Source organism: Planktothrix sp. FACHB-1365, from assembly GCF_014697575.1.
GTDB lineage: Bacteria > Cyanobacteriota > Cyanobacteriia > Cyanobacteriales > Microcoleaceae > Planktothrix.
Window position 1 is genome coordinate 35,732 of the sequence record NZ_JACJSC010000002.1, and the last position, 18,930, is coordinate 54,661.

16 protein-coding genes are annotated in these 18,930 nt (G+C 38.8%); 11 read left to right on the forward strand and 5 right to left on the reverse strand.

Features of this window, described 5'->3' with window-relative positions; translation table 11 throughout:
• Positions 1-164: 164 nt before the first annotated feature.
• Both H6G57_RS04410 and H6G57_RS04415 read left to right on the forward strand, forming a co-directional pair.
• Positions 165-485 carry a 2Fe-2S iron-sulfur cluster-binding protein gene (locus H6G57_RS04410; protein WP_190516382.1) on the forward strand — a complete coding sequence of 107 codons (321 nt, stop codon included), beginning with the start codon at positions 165-167 and terminating at the stop codon, positions 483-485.
• 159 nt (positions 486-644) lie between these two features.
• Entirely contained in the window at positions 645-833 is a 189-nt protein-coding gene (locus H6G57_RS04415; protein ID WP_190516383.1) for a hypothetical protein, read from the forward strand.
• Between the two features lie 65 nt (positions 834-898).
• Here the strand turns inward: H6G57_RS04415 and H6G57_RS04420 are convergent, their stop codons facing one another.
• Both H6G57_RS04420 and aroF read right to left on the reverse strand, forming a co-directional pair.
• Entirely contained in the window at positions 899-1,096 is a 198-nt protein-coding gene (locus H6G57_RS04420) for a heavy-metal-associated domain-containing protein (protein ID WP_072720756.1), read from the reverse strand.
• A gap of 75 nt (positions 1,097-1,171) precedes the next feature.
• Positions 1,172-2,026, reverse strand: a complete 855-nt coding sequence (gene aroF / locus H6G57_RS04425) for a 3-deoxy-7-phosphoheptulonate synthase (RefSeq protein ID WP_190516385.1) — start codon at positions 2,024-2,026, stop codon at positions 1,172-1,174.
• A 951-nt stretch (positions 2,027-2,977) separates the two neighbouring features.
• On the opposite strand from aroF, the gene def reads away from it, so the two are divergent.
• Both def and H6G57_RS04435 read left to right on the forward strand, forming a co-directional pair.
• Positions 2,978-3,541, forward strand: a complete 564-nt coding sequence (gene def, locus H6G57_RS04430; protein ID WP_190516387.1) for a peptide deformylase — start codon at positions 2,978-2,980, stop codon at positions 3,539-3,541.
• Positions 3,542-3,557: 16 nt separating this feature from the next.
• A complete protein-coding gene (locus H6G57_RS04435; RefSeq protein WP_083625724.1) occupies positions 3,558-3,761 on the forward strand; it encodes a hypothetical protein in 204 nt (67 codons plus the stop codon).
• A 179-nt stretch (positions 3,762-3,940) separates the two neighbouring features.
• Here the strand turns inward: H6G57_RS04435 and H6G57_RS04440 are convergent, their stop codons facing one another.
• From H6G57_RS04440 to H6G57_RS04450, 3 genes are all read right to left on the reverse strand, one after another.
• Entirely contained in the window at positions 3,941-5,893 is a 1,953-nt protein-coding gene (locus H6G57_RS04440; RefSeq protein ID WP_190516388.1) for a hypothetical protein, read from the reverse strand.
• 48 nt (positions 5,894-5,941) lie between these two features.
• A complete protein-coding gene (locus tag H6G57_RS04445; RefSeq protein ID WP_190516390.1) occupies positions 5,942-7,072 on the reverse strand; it encodes a restriction endonuclease in 1,131 nt (376 codons plus the stop codon).
• Positions 7,073-7,155: 83 nt separating this feature from the next.
• On the reverse strand, positions 7,156-8,031 hold the full coding sequence (locus H6G57_RS04450; RefSeq protein WP_190516392.1) for an alpha/beta fold hydrolase: 876 nt from the start codon (positions 8,029-8,031) through the stop codon (positions 7,156-7,158).
• 263 nt (positions 8,032-8,294) lie between these two features.
• On the opposite strand from H6G57_RS04450, the gene speB reads away from it, so the two are divergent.
• From speB to H6G57_RS04485, 7 genes are all read left to right on the forward strand, one after another.
• A complete protein-coding gene (gene speB / locus H6G57_RS04455) occupies positions 8,295-9,215 on the forward strand; it encodes an agmatinase (RefSeq protein WP_190516394.1) in 921 nt (306 codons plus the stop codon).
• 181 nt (positions 9,216-9,396) lie between these two features.
• Complete coding sequence (locus H6G57_RS04460; protein ID WP_190516396.1) at positions 9,397-9,936, forward strand: thioredoxin family protein; 540 nt, start codon at positions 9,397-9,399, stop codon at positions 9,934-9,936.
• Positions 9,937-10,517: 581 nt separating this feature from the next.
• Positions 10,518-11,246, forward strand: a complete 729-nt coding sequence (gene pyrH / locus H6G57_RS04465; protein ID WP_190516397.1) for a UMP kinase — start codon at positions 10,518-10,520, stop codon at positions 11,244-11,246.
• Positions 11,233-11,781: a ribosome recycling factor gene (gene frr / locus H6G57_RS04470; RefSeq protein WP_190516399.1), complete on the forward strand. Its 549-nt coding sequence runs from the start codon at positions 11,233-11,235 to the stop codon at positions 11,779-11,781. The genes pyrH and frr overlap by 14 nt, the downstream gene beginning before the upstream one ends.
• 94 nt (positions 11,782-11,875) lie before the next feature.
• A complete protein-coding gene (locus tag H6G57_RS04475) occupies positions 11,876-12,964 on the forward strand; it encodes a geranylgeranyl reductase family protein (protein ID WP_190516815.1) in 1,089 nt (362 codons plus the stop codon).
• A 363-nt stretch (positions 12,965-13,327) separates the two neighbouring features.
• On the forward strand, positions 13,328-16,132 hold the full coding sequence (locus H6G57_RS04480) for a GAF domain-containing protein (RefSeq protein ID WP_190516401.1): 2,805 nt from the start codon (positions 13,328-13,330) through the stop codon (positions 16,130-16,132).
• Between the two features lie 204 nt (positions 16,133-16,336).
• The gene (locus tag H6G57_RS04485) at positions 16,337-18,919 is read left to right on the forward strand and encodes a GAF domain-containing protein (RefSeq protein ID WP_242048867.1); all 2,583 of its coding nucleotides are present in this window, start codon (positions 16,337-16,339) and stop codon (positions 18,917-18,919) included.
• The last annotated feature ends 11 nt before the right edge of the window (positions 18,920-18,930 follow it).

Consider the following 18,930-nt stretch of genomic DNA (forward strand, 5'->3'; position numbering starts at 1 on the left):
CCAACTCCGTTCATCATTTTGCCAAATATTGATCTTAAGATAGATGACAAGAGTTTATGCAAACTGTTTCAGTAACTTGACGTAACCCTCAACTTTTAGGGAAGGTCATTACTGGAATTGGTGGCACTCAGCGATACAATGGTTCAGGGTTTAAAAAGAACACGATGTCTAAAACCTATACAGTTGAATTTCATGACCAAGGGAACGTCCAAACCGTCGAAGTTCCAGAGGATAAACAAATCCTCAAAGTCGCATTGGATGCCGGGATCACATTACCCAATTCTTGCAATGCAGGAGTTTGTACTACCTGTGCTGCCCAAATTATCGAAGGTGAAGTCGAGCAAAGTCAGGGTATGGGATTAAGTCCTGACCTGCAAGCAGAAGGTTATGTCCTTCTTTGTATCGCCTATCCCCGTTCTAATTTAAAACTGGTTCCTGGAAAAGAAGAAGAAGTCTATGATCGCCAATTTGGTCAAGGTTCTTAATTAAAATGACGGTAGACGGTTAGCTGTTGAGAGTTAGCTGTAGCGAGGATCTCGCTTTGTTCAGGTGTTTCTGTACCCGTTATCACTCATCAGTTAACCGTCTACTGTCTCTGATTTGTTAAGTTTTTGAAGAAAAAATATTGAGGATTAAACCAAACGATGACAACTCATTTTATTACGGCTGAAATTGATTTACAGGAATCTCCAGTCGATTTAAATCAGGCAATTGAAGCGGAATTACAAAAACGCGGTGAACCCCTGCGATGGGCAATTACCAATATTGATTCTGAACAACAAAAAGCTAAAGTTGAAGCTGTTGTCACGGTTCAAAAAACAATTGACAGTTGACTCTTAACGGTTGACTGATGACTGATGACTGATGACTGTTAATTTTTGGTGTACCCTATTATCGGTTAAGACTCTACGGTATGACCAACGGATACAACCGCTTCTTTAACGGCGGTTTCCGACGGTTTACCCTTAATATTGACCGTTTTCGTGTCTAAATTAATTTGCACATCAGCCTCAGCATCCAAAGATTTAATGGCTTTGGTAATAGTATTGGCGCAGGCTTGACACACCATCGAAGGAACTTTGATTTCAATAGTCATGGTTCAGGTATTTATATACAATTCTGCTATTTATTATTACTGCTAAAGACGCGCCATGGCACGTCTCTACAGCAATTAAACGAATGCCAGTGCTGGAGATTCAACCTGAAGAATCTCTCGTCCGACAGCTACCGCAACGGGACGTAAATGATTAACCAACTCCGCCATATCTTCTAAAGATAAGGCTTGTCTAGCATCAGAAACGGATTTTTCCGGTTCAGGATGACATTCAATAATCAGTCCATCCGCCCCACAAGCAATGGCGGCTTTTGCTAAAGGTTCAACTAATTCTCGTTTTCCGACCGCATGGGATGGATCAACAATAACAGGTAAATGGGTTAACTGTTTTAAACCAACAACAGCCCCTAAATCTAAGACATTGCGGGTGAAATTATCGAAACTGCGAATACCTCTTTCGCATAAAATAACATCCGGGTTGCCATGACTTAAAATATATTCAGCAGCCATCACAAATTCTTCTATAGTTGCCGCTAAACCTCGTTTTAATAGAACAGGTTTACCCGCTTTTCCCAAAGCTTTTAATAATTCAAAATTCTGCATATTGCGGCTTCCAATTTGTAGCATATCCGCATAAGTGACAACAGATTCAATTTGTTCAATAGACATTACCTCGGTCACAACAGGAATATGATGGCGTTGACTAATACCCTTTAAAATATGAAGTCCTTCCAAAGCTAGACCTTGGAAGGAGTAGGGAGAGGTTCTGGGTTTGAAGACTCCGCCTCGCAGCATTTGTACGGAAGTATGGGCGAGATGGCGGGCGACTTGTTCCATTTGTTCTAAACTTTCCACCGCACAAGGGCCACCAATGATTAATAAGTCTTGACCCCCGACAGTCACGGTATCAGAAATATTAATAACGGTTTGATGTTCAGGATGGGTTTTAGAAACGAGTTTAGCATCTAACATGGGAATTCTCCTTTTGTGTTCATAGAAACGGTAAACATTTAAAAAGCCCGAAACCTTTTTGAGGTTCCGGGCTTGGCGTTTGTGAAAACAGCAGCAAACTTTACCCAGAACCTATTCGGGGCCAAAAATAAAAGCCATAAAAGTAAGATTGGATAAAGTTTGTCATTGCTGTTTTGCTGTAAAAATAAGAAGGTTGACCATTAAAAAACCGCAGCCTTTGTTCTGCGGTTCACTAGGGAGTTTCCATACACCAATGGATTCACTCTCTGTGAACCGTGCTACACCAAAAATAAAAGTAATAGCAATTGCGAATGGGCATGGGTGTTTTGATCAAACTTATATGTTCGTTACTACGACCCTAGCATAGCGATCGCCCAATGTCAAGTTGAACCGAGCAACTCTCAACACAGTCAAAATAGGGTGTTAATTGTTAAAATCTATTAAGATGAATAGAGAACAATATTGTTTTAGAAGTTAAGAGTAAGCCTTCCGTCAGCACCCCGCTCTGAAGAGACAGGTCTATGCGCGGAGCGCAGGCTACGCTAATATGCCTTTCCTTTGGATAGCTGACCAGCCTAAGCCTTAACTGGCTACGTTATCGGTAAGCGTTAAAGTTCTTACCTTGGGATGCGAAGCTAGTCCCAAGCTCTAAAACTCAAAAGTTAAACAGTTTTACGAGGGGTAAGACAGTGCTTTTGAGATAGTTACCGACCGATAACATTGGCGAAGCTAACATTACCTGAGAAATCAGTGGGGTAGAAATACCAAAAAAACCGGGAATCGGCAAATACAACAATTTTTGTCGATTCCCAATCTAGTATTCACGGAGAATTTATTCTCCTGAGCGGTCACTGAGCGTTCGACTGAGCTCACGCCGAAGTCTTGCCGAAGTGTCGTTTTTCCTCCGCGCTTTGAAGAGACGCGGTTTCCCAACTTTCCATTTTTTTTATTATGACATCACAAGTTTTAGTTGAAAAGAAAAAATTAGAAAAACCGCCCTTTGAGATCCACTATTTAGGCGATCGCGCCTTGAGAACGCCTGCAAAACGAGTGTCCCGAATTGATGATGAGATTCGCAAACTCGTGCGGGAGATGTTACAAACCATGTATAGTGCGGATGGTATTGGTTTAGCCGCCCCTCAAGTCGCCGTTAATAAACAAGTGATTGTAATTGACTGCGAACCCGATAACGCTGCTAACCCGCCTTTAGTGTTAATTAATCCCACAATTATTAAAAGCAGTGCTGAAATTTCACCCTTTCAAGAAGGCTGTTTAAGTATTCCGGGGGTGTATATGGATGTGACTCGCCCGGACGTGGTAGAAGTGTCATTTAAAGATGAAAATGGCAGACCTCGAACCCTTCGCGCTACGGAATTATTAGGTCGCGCTATTCAACATGAACTGGATCATTTGAATGGGGTTTTATTTGTAGATCGAGTCGAGAATCAATTGGCATTAAATGAAGAATTAGCCAAACATAAATTCTCACCCAAAGCTGTTAAACCCATTAAATAATATAGGATAATTCGACATGGTTGGCACTCCAAAAAGCATGGTTTTGTTATTAGGGTCTTGTGTAGCTGCGATCGCCGCAGTGGGTTCGGTTTTTGAACTTTCTTCGGGAGTTCCACAACTGGGAAGTTTAACCACCAGTATTATTTTAGCCTTGAGTATTCCATTAGGTGTGTTTCTATTTTTTGCCGCCGTCAAAGATGCTCAAATGAATCAAGAATAACCTCGTAGTAAGCCCTTCAGGGCTTAATCCCCCGACTTCGTAGTAAGCCCTTCAGGGCTTAATCCCCTAAACCTAACACTAATAAATTAAATTTATTGTTATTGGTGTTAGGTTTTGCTGCTAAGTCTAGGGAAGAAAGCCCTGAAGGGCTTACTACTTTTAGGAGTGTTAAAAGCCTTTTATCCAAAATTATCAGATACATAACTTTCAGCTAACTTGACAAAATCAACTGTTTTAAGGTGAATATATCCATCCATAAACTTCTGTCCATCCTCAATCATAGATTGTTGATTATATCCTGGTAACAAAAAACTACTGCGAATCTTTAATTGATTCCAGTATTCAGGTAGTTTTTTAACTTCCTTTTGTATCAAATATTCATAAACAAATTGCTTTCTAACACTTCTATTTTTGATTTCTTCTATGTTTCTTGAATCCAATAAATAATTAACATCATAATATTTAATATCAATAATACTAATATAATTTTCATCCATATCAAAAAAAGCTTTGAGAAACGAATTTAACATCTTATTGATCTGATTCTGTGATCGACCTCTCCATAGTGAATACTCAATAATATTCATTGCAGAATTAAGATGATTATTACGATAAAAATTTTTCAATTCTTCCTGAACTTTAATAATTCTCTTTATAATGCTATCTTCAAATATATCGACCGATTCTAAATTATCCCAAGAGGTTAAATTATTAACTAGATAAAGATAAAATAAATGTTTAAAATAATACATTTTATAGATTGCCTCGGCATCTAATTCTTTATTGTCTATATCCCAAAACGAAAAGAAATATGGGGGTAAGCATTTATCAATTACTAATCCTTTTTTTGATAAATGCTTTTTTGAAAATTCTGGACGATTTTTATCCATCTTTGTTTCATTTATTTTATATTTTAACAAATAAAATGTATGTTCTTCGCCTTGTTTAATATAAGCAATCTTCACAATATCTTTATTAAGATTAAGATTATAATCATTAATTAAACAGAAGTTAGTTCGATAAAAATAACTATCACTCCAACCTAGATAAGGGTAAATTTCATAATACCTTTCTTCTATTTTATTCAAGATGAATGAAAAGAAGACGGCATCAGGAACAATTTGAGAAGTATTAATTTTAAATGTGTTATTTGATAAATTGATAACTTTTGCAGAACTATTAAAAATTTTAACCCAATAACTAGGGATAAAACGGTTATCTAAATGTAAAAGATAACTAAGATTTTCTGTTTGTGCTAAGTAGGTTAAACACATCGACTCCCAAACACTATGAAAGTTTTTAATTCCCCAGATTTCACCTTCATCTGTTTGACGAAGTTCTCCATACAGAAATAACTCTATCGCATCATAAAATTGCCAATAGTCAATATCTTTAAAGGGAGTATTGTGATCAATTAACTCTAACGCCTCTTTTAAACTATCGATCACTTGACTATAATATTCTTCTTCAAATAAACCATAATTACCACCGATATAGTGTTGTTTAAACTGTTCTGCTAAAGCTTTAATTTCTACACCTACTTTCTGCTGAAGTTGCTGTTTGATTTCCCATAAAATATAACAGTACATCGCCACAATATCTGTTGACTCAAAGCGAACCTGTTGGCGGGGTAAGTCCATCGAGTCAATATAAGCAGCACCATTTGGTAAAAAAACAGCACGATGTAAAAATTTGTGAATTTGGCTATGATCAAAGTGGTCTGACCTACCCAGTCGATAAACTAAACTTAAAATCTTGGGTTCGTCATGGGCTTTCAATATCCCACTAATCATATCGAGTTTAGAATAAAAAATATTTTCATCTAACTCGTCATCTTCGCTAATATCTGCACCTTGATTGATTTTAACCATACCATCTCGGTCAGATGTCGTCATATCATTATTTTCTTCTAAATACCCCTTTTCTATACAAATGTTCTTGAATTGGTCAAAAACTTTATAAAGCAGAAAAAATAAGTCACGCTTTGTATTAAACGTAAAGCGTTGAAGTTCTTCCGGTTTATTAGGAAATCCTTTCGGTAGACAAAAACGAATTTGGGAGTTACGTCGTTCTAGTCCAACAAAAGAATATTTTTCATTAACAACCAGTTCAAGATTATTAAAGTTAATCATCTTTATTAAGTTTATAGAAATTATCAAAAAACAATATTTTTTTGTTTATTAGTCATACAAATACATCAAAAATACTTCTGTATACTGAACAAAATCATCATAAGTAATTAACTTGATTTCTTTTTTTACAGCTTTTGAAATAATTTCTTCTAGGGGTTTTTTGTCTCTATCAAAAACACTATTCCAAAGATAGAACATTAGTTTATATTTTACTTGTTCTAAAGGTATTTCTCCCTGTTCATCAGGTTTTATAAACCAAACTCCAATTTGTTTATCCTCAATTCTTCTGATTGTTTTAGAATTTATTTTGATAATATAATTGATGTCATTTATAAGCTTAATCCAGTTTAATTTTTCAAATATATATTCTTCTGTGTCACTATCAAATTCATTCGGTATAGATAATATTACTTCTTTCCCTTTGATAGAAAGTAGGTATTCTGATTCATTAACATCTATTGGAATATATTGCCAATTCCAACGCCTTTTAAATGCACTATCAAGATAATAAATTGATTCATCAGAAGTATTGATGGTCGCTATAATAGATAGATTATTAGGAATACTGATTTTGTTTTGCTTGAGAAGCTCTAAAACTCTTAAGCCGTTATTGTTACTTTGATTTTTTAAATCAATTTCTAGTTCTTTACAAAATTTATCAAATGGATTCTCCGTTCCATTCTCATCAATTTTAATTGAACCATCGGTTTTGACATCGGGTTTATATCCCATTGCATTTAATAATCCTACTAACTCCATTTCGTAAATATCAACTTCATAACTAGACCAATGATCGCTTTCTCGATCTAAAAGTTGAAAAACTGTTCCAAAAATAGCAGCAGCATTCCCTCGGTTGAGTTCATCAATCACTAATAAGTAATGTTCATTATTTCCCTCTATTAACCCTCGGTAAGCCATTCCCAAGACTTTTAAAAAATGTCCAGGGTAAAATTTATAAATTACGTTAGTTCCCTGAGTCAGAGGTAACAGTTTACCCATGAAGTCACCATAGGTATATTCAGGATGGAATACCGTTTTGACCGTATTTTTAAGAATTTTAGTATCTGAATCAAAGCTTATGTTTAGCTGTTTTTCTGCAATTTCCCGAATTTTGTAGCTTTTCCCTGTCCCTGGACAGCCAAACAGAATTTTTTGAATCGGTTTAATAGTGTCGGTCATACTGGAGCAAAATTTACTGGTGGAGGTTAGTTTTATGCTGGGTCGATTGAGTTTATTATATCCTATGAGAGCGATCGCTAATTTTAAGAAAGCATCCAATCTAATAAAATAGGATTAACTAATTCGGGGGCTTCATCCTGGGGACAATGACCGACTCCTTCTAACCGAATAAACTGTTTAACTGTTGAATACTGTTTAAATTCTTCTCCCAATTCTATCGGTTCCCAAGGATCATCTGTTCCCCATAATATTATTGCTTTACAAGGTAATTTAGGGAATAAATCTTCCGGTAATGGCCCCTGAGAATAGCGAGTAAAGGCAGCAAAAACATCTACTGCACCTTGATCTTGGGCGGGTTTTAGTAACATTTCGACTAATTCATCCGTAACGGCTTCATCTCGTTGATAAGCTTGTAATAATACTTTTTTAACAGTTTGAGGCGTTGCTAATTGTTTAAAAAAGAATCGATTAAACCAGGAATATTTTAATAACTCTTGGGCTACACTCGCCCCATAATTGCGATACCAAGGAAGTTGATCCCGTTTGCGATCGTGTAATAATCTTAAAGAACAGTTTAATAAAGCAACTTCTTGAACAATATTAGGGTGATCAATAGCTACCTGCATCACCGCAATACAACCAATAGAATTTCCAACTAAAAAAGCAGGTTCTTGAACAACTTCTCGACAAAAATCAGCGATTTGTAGTCCCCAGGTTTCAAAGGTATAAGCGATTTCTTCCGTCGGTTTGGGTTTAGCTGACCCTCCAAACCCAATTAAATCTAATGCAAAAACGCGACAATGTTTTGCTAAGTCAGGGATATTTTTCCGCCAATGTCCCCAAGATGCTCCAAACCCATGAACCAAAACCACCGCAGGGCCATTATTACCCTCCCTCACATAACAAATGGGGAAGCCTTTCCAAATCCAAGTTTGCGAAACAGATGAAGCAATCAACATAACTCTTAAGGTAGAAGCAGTAAAAAGTAAATAGTCTGTAAAATTTTAGCCAAAACTCATGTATTCCGTAATTGTACGGTTAACGATCGTCCCCGTTTTGTGTCAAAATTAAGAGTTGTTAATCCCTATAGTGCAGCGTAGCAAAAATAATTGATTCCTGATCAGTTAATCGTTTAGGGTTCTCGATCAGGGATGACTGCTGATTGTAAAATCCTCTGCTTTCGTGCACTAGGTCACTGAAATTGCTTCGGACTACATTGAAGATGAGATCAACTTTCCCTTCGACTGCTGTTGTAGACTTTCTAGGTTCTGAAATTGTCCCTGACTACGAAACGGCTAAAGTCGTAATTTTACCTATCCCCTATGAAGCCACAACCAGCTATCGCAAGGGATGTGAAAATGGCCCTGCTAGTTTATTAGAAGCTTCTCATCAATTAGAATGTTATGATGAAGAACTTGATCGAGAAGTCTGTTTTGATGCAGGAATTTTTACCCATACTCCGATTGCAGATACTCGCAATGGTAAGAGTATTTCCGCCGAAGAAATGTTGAGTGTGACTCAACAAACTCTGAAGTCTTTAATTGAAGACCAAAAATTTGTGATTTCCATTGGTGGAGAACATAGTATTACCGCCGGGGTTGTACAGGGATATCGTCAAGGATATCAAGAACCGTTTACGGTGGTTCAAATTGATGCTCATGGCGATTTAAGACATGAATATGAAGACACAATTCATAGTCATGCTTGTGTGATGCGTCGGATTGTTAATATGGGATTACCCACTGTTCAAGTGGGAATTCGAGCCATTTGTCAAGAGGAAGCTGATTTAATTAAAGAGAAAAATTTAACGGTTTTTCGAGCTAGAGAAATGGCGTTTAATCCAGATTGGATTGAACAAGCGATCGCTAGTATTCCTACAGAAAAAGTGTTTTTAACCATTGATGTTGATGGGATTGATCCAAGTTTAATTCCTGGGGTAGGAACCCCGGAACCCGGTGGATTAAATTGGTATTCTACCCTCACATTTTTGAGGCGATTATTTGAGTCTAAAGATGTGATTGGGTGTGATGTTATGGAATTAGCTCCGGTGGTTGATTCCGTTGTTTCTGAATTTACCGTTGCTAAATTAACCTATAAATTAATCGGGTATCAAGCGTTATCAAAGGGATGGATTAAGCCGTAAGCAGGCACAAGGGAGGGGTGGAATATTCCTTCTCCCTCAAGGTAAAAATTTAATCGACTCACATCCGATTAGATTTAGAATGAAAAGGGGTGCAGCTACATTACAGGTTAAACCTTTGAGCCACAGAGATGACATCTACTAAATACAATTGCACTGTTTTAAGAAGGTGGGAAGACTAACTATGCAGGGTACTTTAATTCCTAGCTACGCTCCAGATTTTGAATTACCAGGAGTTGATGATGAAGTGCATCATTTAGCTCGTTATTTAGAAGAATATCGAGCCGTTGTTGTTATATTTATGTGTAACCACTGTCCCTATGTTCGTTTCTATTTAAACCGTCTCAAACAGTTGCAACAAGAGTATCGGGAACACGGGGTTATTTTAGTGGGTATTAATGCTAATGATGCTAGTCAATATCCCGATGATAGTTTTGAAAATATGAAAATTTTTGCGGAAGAACAGAAGCTAAACTTTCCCTATATTCGAGATATCACTCAAGAGGTTGCTCACTGTTTTGGAGCCTCTCATACCCCAGAAATTTTTTTATTAGATCATGACGGAATTATTCGCTATCGGGGATTAATTGATGATAATCCTTCCTCGGCTGAAGCCGTGACAACCCCTTATTTAAAAAATGCGATCGCTCAACTCCTGAATCATCAACCCATTACTCCAGAACATACAGACTCGATTGGTTGTTCGATTAAATGGAGACATTGAAGTTGTCGGCTGTGTAGAGACGTGCCATGGCACGTCTCTACTGGTTGTTGACTGTTGAGTGTCAGCACTCCCAACAATAGTTAACCTGCAACTTGAACTATAAATATCCTGATATGTTGACATCCTCACCGACCTGAAGGTACGGTGATTCTTCACCACGCCACTTGTTTAAGGGGGTCGCTGAATGGGGTTGACGCTTCACCGGATGCTGCTATCTTAACGATAGTCTTAAGCCTTCCTCCACGTCCGTTTAGAGTGTCAGAATGTCCTTCCGCCACTTAAAAGAAAAGATTTAATTTGGAGTGCGTTCAAGGGTAGACTGATACCATTGCCTTACTTCCGCTTCCCCTTTCTCATCGTCAACCCCGCAGGACTTTCAACCTTGTTATTTGTTTCGGAGTATCTTTGATAGGGTGGGTTTTTTAACACCAACTTAATTTTAGCACAAAGCCGTCCTAGAAGTTAGGGGTTTTATACCCAATTTTCCGATAACGCCAATGTCTAGGCTAATAGTAACGATAAACCCACTTCGTTAACGAAAATTGGCGATGTTGATTACTACAGAAGCTATGGGAGTATAAATGGGAACAGCGTACAAACGCATTTTACTAAAATTGAGTGGCGAAGCTTTAATGGGAGATTTGGGCTATGGCATTGATCCAGCCGTCGTTCAAGATATTGCCCAAGAAGTCGCCGAAGTTGTCAATATGGGCGTACAAGTCGCCATTGTAGTCGGAGGCGGTAACATTTTTAGAGGGGTAAAAGCCGCCGCTGGGGGAATGGATCGAGCAACAGCCGATTATGTCGGAATGATTGCGACCGTAATGAATTCCATCACCTTGCAAGATGCTTTAGAACAAATTGGAGTTCCGACCCGGGTACAAACGGCGATCGCCATGCAGGAAATTGCCGAACCTTATATCAGACGCAAAGCCATTCGCCACCTAGAACTTAATCGGGTGGTTATTTTTGGGGCGGGTTCAGGGAATCCTTTTTTCACAACGGATACAACCGCAGCATTACGAGCGGCGGAAATTGATGCCGAAGTGATTTTCAAAGCCACCAAGGTAGATGGTATTTATGACAGTGATCCGAAAAAGAACCCAGACGCAAAACGTTACAAAACATTGACCTACGGCTACGTTCTCACCCATGATTTACGGGTAATGGACAGTACAGCCATTGCGCTGTGCAAAGAAAATAATATCCCTATTATTGTATTTGACCTGACTGTCCGGGGAAATATTAGCCGTGCGGTGAGTGGTGAACCTGTTGGAACCTTAGTAGGAGGTTTGTGTGAAGTTACCTGAAGTTGAAGATCACATGAATAAGGCGCTGGAAGCAACTCAGCGAGCCTTTAATACAATTCGGACTGGCCGAGCCAATACCAGTTTATTGGATCGAATTACAGTGGAATATTATGGCAGTCCCATGCCTTTAAAAGCCGTGGCGAATATTAGCACCCCCGATGCCACCACCATTGCGATTCAGCCTTTTGAACGCAATATGCTTAATATCGTTGAAAAAGCGATTTTACTTTCTGATATTGGGTTAACACCCAATAACGATGGTTCTATTATTCGTCTGAATATCCCCTCCTTAACCACTGAACGACGGAAAGAATTAGTCAAACAAGTGGCTAAATTAGCTGAAGAAGGGAAAGTCGCGGTCAGAAATATTCGTCGGGATGCCATTGACTCTGTACGGAAACAAGAAAAAAGTAGCGAACTCTCTAAAGACGAAGCGGCTGATTTACAAGACTCCGTTCAGAAACTCACAGATAAATACATTGCTAAAATCGACGAAGCCTTAGCAGCCAAAGAAAAAGACATCACGACTGTTTAACCTCGGTTGACTGTGTAGAGACGTACCATGGTACGTCTCTACTGACTATTAACAGTTAACAGAGAACATAATCCCTAAAATACCCATGACAACGATGTTTGACTGTATTATTGTTGGTGCTGGCCCAGCAGGAGGAGCAGCAGCCTATCATTTAGCAAAACGGGGACGTTCCGTGTTAATTTTGGAACGATCAGCCTTTCCGCGCTTAAAACCTTGTGGTGGGGGTGTTTCTCCTGCGATCGCCCAATGGTTTGATTTTGATTTTAGTCCGGCTATTTCCACAACCGTTGAGCGAATTCGCTATACCTGGCAATTAGATGATGCGGTGGAATCAGAAATTCCCACTCCGATGTGGATGGTGCGGCGAGACGTTTTCGATCAGTTTTTAGTGGATCAAGCTAAAGGTCAGGGGGCGCAACTACAAGATAATACGGAAGTCACAGGGATTCAATTTAAAAGCGATCATTGGCAAGTGAACACCGCCACTGAACCCTTAACGGCGCGATATTTAATTGGGGCTGATGGCGCCAAAGGTTCCATGGCAAAATGGTTAGGTTTGAAACAGTCTAAACTGCGTCAAAGTCAATTTATGGAGGTGGCTACAACTCAACCGTTGCTACCGAGTTTTGAGTTTGGTCTGGTGAAAAATGGCAGTATTTGGGGGTTCCCGAAAGCTGATGGTTATTCCCTCAGTATTGCTACCTTTATCGGGGGAGAACCCAAAGATCTCAATAAAGACTTACTGAATTATTCAGCTAAAGCAGGTTTAGGGAATTCGACAATTTATCAGCATCCCCTGTGTCTCTGGGATGGAGATAAAACCCTCCATACCCAAAATGCCCTAATTGCAGGGGAAGCCGCCAGTTTAGTTGACCCGTTATCGGCGGAGGGGATTCGTCCTTCTATTCTCAGTGGGGTCAAAGCCGCAGAAGCGATTGATCAAGCTTTAGGGGGTGTGGGTAATGCCTTAGAACGCTATACCCAAACGATGAAGGAAGAATGGGGTTCCGATATGGTTTGGGCTGGACGTTTAGCGGGTGCATTTTATCGGTTCCCGAAAGTGGCTTATAAAGCTGGGGTGAAAATGCCCGTCGCCACGAAAGTAATGAGTAAAATTTTCTGTGGTCAACTGCGGTATGGGGATATTGCGAATAAAGCCATTAAACAATTAATGCCATTCTAAAGCCATCCAAACAACTGCCAATCCCTGGAAAAACCGGGTTTCTGATCACCAGGAACCCGATTTTTATATCCGGTCGTGTTGGTGAGTACACTACGTTATAGTCCCTATTCATCATTCATCATTCGTAATTCCTAATTCCTAATTCCTAATTCCCTGTTCCCTAGCCAACAAAAAACTATTGATTCGGTATAAAATAGAACTGTTTTCAAGGACGCATCATCCCACCCCAAGGAAGATAATTTGAGATCAAGGTTAGGGGAAAAAATTAAATAGTCTGTTTCGCTGTGAACACTCAAATATCTTGAGTGCTGTTTTTTTCATTATCTCAGTGAAGCTTGAAAAAGCTTGCTATAGGACAAGATCATGAATGGGCTGGAAAATACACAACAACTTCAATCTCAATTAGATCAACAGGTTTTACTGTATCGGATTACGAACCGGATTCGACAATCCCTAGACTTACCCGGTATTTTAACAGCCACCGTTGCCGAAATCCGTTCATTTCTAGGAACGGATCGGATTATGATTTATGAATTTAGTCCCGATGGCAGTGGGGAAGTGGTAGCAGAAGCTCGGTTTGGAGATCGCCTCCCGTCCTTATTGGGATTACATTTTCCCGCCGATGATATTCCTGCTTATACCCGTGAAATGTATTGTTCCCTCCGTCAACGTACCATTGTGAATGTCGCTGGGGGAACAATGGGGATCAGTCAGCATTTAGAAGAGACTGGAACCTCATCGGGGATTGATTATCGCACCCTTGATCCCTGTCATCAAACTTATTTAACCGCTATGGGGGTAGAGGCTTCTCTGGTGGTTCCGATTTTACTCCATCCCCTCAATCCGGTTAGTTCTGAGAAACCTAAGCTTTGGGGATTATTAGTCTCCCATCACGCCGAACCTCAATCTATTTCTGAATCCGATATCCACCTTGTCCAGTTATTAGTTGATCAACTGGCCATTGCTATTGCTCAGGCAAATTTACTCAGTGAAACCCAGCAACAAGCCCAACAGGAAGCCACGATTAACACCGTTGTGTCTCTCCTCCATGAACGTCCCACCATTGAACTGTTAGCGGCTTTAGAAGCAACAGTAAAAGCGTTGCAAGGGGTGGGAGGACGGCTGTATATTCAACCCAATGCACCCCATCCCCCGGAAGTCTTTACCTGGGGGAAACAGCCCCATCCTCCTGATGGAATTCCTTCAGGGATTTTAGAAGAACATCCGTTGTGGCAACATTGGTTAACCAATGGTTATGGAACCTCCTCCCATACAAACCCTACCCCAAATCCAGCCTTATCTGCTTGGGTAATTACGGATGTTTATAAAGAACCTCAATGGCGAGTCTTGCTCCGCAATTTTCAATCAACACCGATTCGAGGAATATTAGTTTTACCGATTCAATATCGTCAACAATTATTAGGGGTTTTGACAATTTTTCGGGACGAAATTGATACCGAAACCCTTTGGGCGGGAGAATTTGACCCTAGTGTCAAACAAATGATGCCTCGACAGTCCTTTGAAATTTGGCGAGAATCTAAACAAGGTCAAGCTCAACCTTGGACAGAAGCAGAATTAACCTTAGCCAAAGCATTAATTCATCAATTTGCAATGGCTATTCAACAATATCAATTATATCAAGAAGTTCAGAGTTTAAACCTGAATTTAGAGGAGCAAATTGATGAACGAACCAATCAACTGAAACGAGCTTTAGATTTTGCTAAAACTTTAGAACGAATTACGGATCAAATTCGTCGAACGTTAGATTTAAAAACTACATTGTCGTGTTTAGTCCGAGAAGTTAGAGCCTTATTAGATACGGATCGGGTCGTTATTTATAAACTGATCAATCAGCAGGCCGGAGAAGTCGTATTTGAAGATCGGCGAGACTCCATTCGTTCCATTGTCGGGATGCAAACACCGGAAGATTGTTTTCCCGAAGACATGGTGATGCTCTATCGAGAAGGACGAATGAGAGCAATTTGTGATGTTTATAATGAAAATTTAGCGCTGTGTCATCAGGAATTTTTAGAAAGTTTGGGGGTGCGGGCTAATTTAATTGTTCCCATTAACCAAGAATTGAAGATCTGGGGATTATTAATTGCCCATGAATGTACCCATCCTCGCAATTGGGAAACTGAGGAATTGGATATTTTAAAACAATTAGCCGATCAAGCTGCGATCGCCATTGCTCAAGCTGAATTGTATGAACAAAGCCGCAAAGCTGCCAAAAATGAACAAGCCAAAGCTGAACAACTCACTCATACCCTCAATGAGCTCCAAAAAACCCAAAGTCAACTAATTCAAACGGAAAAAATGCTCAGTTTGGGGCGATTAGTTGCGGGGATGGCCCATGAAATTAATAATCCAATTAATTTTATCTTTGGTAATTTACTATATGCCAGTGAATATACCCAGAATTTATTAAATCTAATACAACTTTATCAACGCTATTATCCCTATCCAAACTCGGAAATTGTTAACTATATTAGTACCATTGAGTTAGATTTTATTGCCAAAGATCTGCCTAAAATTTTGGAATCTATGCAAAGTGGAGCCGATCGCATTCGTCAATTAGTGTTATCCCTTCGCAATTTTGCCCGACTCGATCAAGCGGATTTAAAATTTGTTGATCTCCATGAAGGAATTGAAAGTACATTATTGCTGTTACAACATCGTCTCAACATTAATTCCGACGCTCCCGAAATTCAAGTTAAGCGACAGTATGGCAACCTTCCGGCGGTGGAATGTTATGCCAGTCTCTTAAATCAAGTTTTTATGAATATTCTCAGTAATGCCATTGATGCGTTAGCATTTAAAACACAAGGATCGAATCAGAATTTTTCCACCTCTGAACAGACACAACCCTGCTTAGAGATTCGTACCGCTTTGAGGGATGAAATTACAGCTTTACCGAAAATTGTGATCTCGATCATTGACAATGGTACAGGGATTCCTAACGCATTACTTCCCCATATCTTTGATCCGTTTTTTACCACAAAACCTGTGGGCCAAGGAACAGGGTTAGGATTATCTATCAGTTATCAAATTATTGTTGAAAAACATAAAGGATCGCTGAAATGCCTTTCTCACTGGGGACTTGGAACCGAATTTAAAATTGAAATTCCCTTGCGACAATCTCTTCCTGATGTTACCCTCAATTCCTAAATCGCAAAATTGAGATACGCTAGGATAAGCATTTTTTAACCCATATACGGAGGTCAAATCAATGATTTAAAACTCAATTTTTGTCTTATAAAAGCAGGGATCAACTTTCTTGAATATCATCAATGTGATCCTGTCTCAGGTTCGTTAAATTTCGGAGAAATTCAATTTTTTAGAATAACTTAACATCATTTTAGGCGCGAGTGTATGATCGTAAATCAGCATCAATGGGAGCAGTTACGAGAATGCTGTCGGAATGACGTTGCATTTGCTCAATTACAGGAAATTTTAAATCTGAAACTGTTACCGTGCTATCAATCTTTATCCACCATCATTGAACGCATTAATCAATGTTTGGAATTAGAAACCCTGTTACAAACTGCTACCCGCGAACTGCAAAACTATCTGAATGTAGATCGAGTTGCCATTGTGCAATGGTATCCCCAAGCAGAAGAAATTAAAGGGAAATATATTGCAGAAACTGTTTTAACTGGGTTTCCATCTCTGTTAAATTTTGAGATTAACACTGAGGAATTATTAGGGTTTAATATTAACCATCCATCGCAGCAAGCGATTATCATTCCAGATATTTATTATGGAGGATTTAATCAATTACTGTTACAATGGAGTATTAATTACCAAATCAGAGCTAACTTAGGGGTTCCTTTATATACAACCCAACAGTTGTGGGGATTTTTATGGGTGCAAGATTGCCACCAACGCCGAGATTGGCAACCTCATGAAATTGAATTTGTCCAAGAAGTTGCTAAACACTTAGAAACCGCCATTCAGCAACGAGAATTATGGCAAGCAACTACTCGACAATTAGACCAACGAAAAACCTTAACACGGGTGATTTCTCGAATTCGGAACACGTTAAATTTAGATCAGATTTTTCAAGCCACGGTGACAGAAGTTCGACAACTTTTAAATGCAGATCGGGTTGGTATTTTCTATTTTAACCCCAATTCAGGATATGGAGAAGGGGAATTTATATCAGAAGCGGTGGTAGCTGAATTTGATTCTGCTTTAGAGAAAAAAGTTAACGATCATTGTTTTTCTGAACGATTTTATCATCTGTATCAGCAAGGGAAAATTAACGCCATTTCTGATATTAATCAAGCCAATTTACAAGACTGCCATTTTCAGATTTTGGCAGAATTTAAAATTCGAGCTAATTTAGTCGTTCCTCTATTAAAAGCTGAAAAATTATGGGGTTTACTCTGCATCCATCAGTGTAACAGCCCTCGCCATTGGCAATCAGAAGAAATAGAATTTGTAAGCCAAATTGCTCAAAATTTAGAAGTTGCTTTACAACAAATTGATTATATTGAACAAGTTCAAGAACAAGCTAAAAAACTGGTACAATTAACGGAACGAGAAAAAGCAGCAGAACAGCAAAAATTATTATATCAAGTTGTTGAAAAAATTAGAAACTCCTTAGATATTGCCACTATTTTTAATACCACTGCTGCCGAAGTCCGAACCTTTTTAAATGTAGATCGAGTGGTGGTTTATCGGTTTAATTCCGATTGGTCAGGTTATTTTGTAGCAGAATCTGTGATTGAGGGATGGAATTCTTTATTTGATACCGTTCCCATGATTCAAGACACCTATTTACAAGAAACTTTAGGAGGACGTTATCGAGATAATAAAACCTATGCCGTTGATGATATTTACACCGCCGGACATGAAGAATGTCATGTGAGATTACTGGAAAAATTACAGGCGAGATCCTATATTATTGTTCCGATTTTGCAAGGACAATTTCTCTGGGGTTTACTCGCTGTTTATCAAAATTCCTATCCCCGTCATTGGCAAGATGAAGAAATTAAATTATTAGCTCAAATTGGCACTCAATTTGGAATTGCTTTATTACAAGCTGAACTTTATGCTCAAACCCAAAAAAGAGCAGAAGAACTCGCGCAAGATTTACGACAAACCCAAACTCAATTGGTTCAAAGTGAAAAAATGTCAAGTTTGGGACAGTTAGTGGCTGGAGTTGCTCATGAAATTAATAACCCCGTTAACTTTATTTATGGAAATTTGAGTTATGTCACGGACTACACGAGAGATTTATTAGATTTAGTTCAATTATATCAAGAAAAATCCCTAAATGCTGAACCCGAAATAGAAGAAAAAATTGAGGAAATTGAATTTGATTTTATTCGGGAAGATTTACCGAAAATATTATCTTCAATGAAAGTCGGAGCCGACCGGATTCGTCAATTAGTATTATCCTTAAGAAACTTCTCCCGCTTAGATGAATCTGAGGTTAAACCCGTTGATATTCATGAAGGGATTGATAGCACCCTATTAATTCTCCAACATCGCTTAAAATCTAAACCGGAGCGTCCTCCGATTGAAATTATTAAAAAATACGGGAAATTACCTAAAGTCGAGTGCTATGCGGCTCAACTCAATCAAGTTTTTATGAATATTATTAGTAATGCCATTGATGAGTTAGAATCACTGAGTAAGGAATGTTCTGAAACCCAATATTTAATGATCCAAATTCAAACCGAGTGGCTTTCAAGTACCACAGAACATCCCCTAGAACGGGTCAGAATTGCGATTCAAGATAATGGTCATGGTATCCCTGAACACGTCAGAAAACATATTTTTGATCCGTTTTTTACAACGAAACCTGCGGGGAAAGGAACGGGTTTAGGATTATCCATTAGTTATCAAATTGTTGTGGAAAAACATAAAGGGATGATTGAATGTCAAGCCTTACCAGACCAGGGAACAGAATTTATCGTAGAGATTCCAGTTCATCAACAGGGATAAACAGTTTCCTC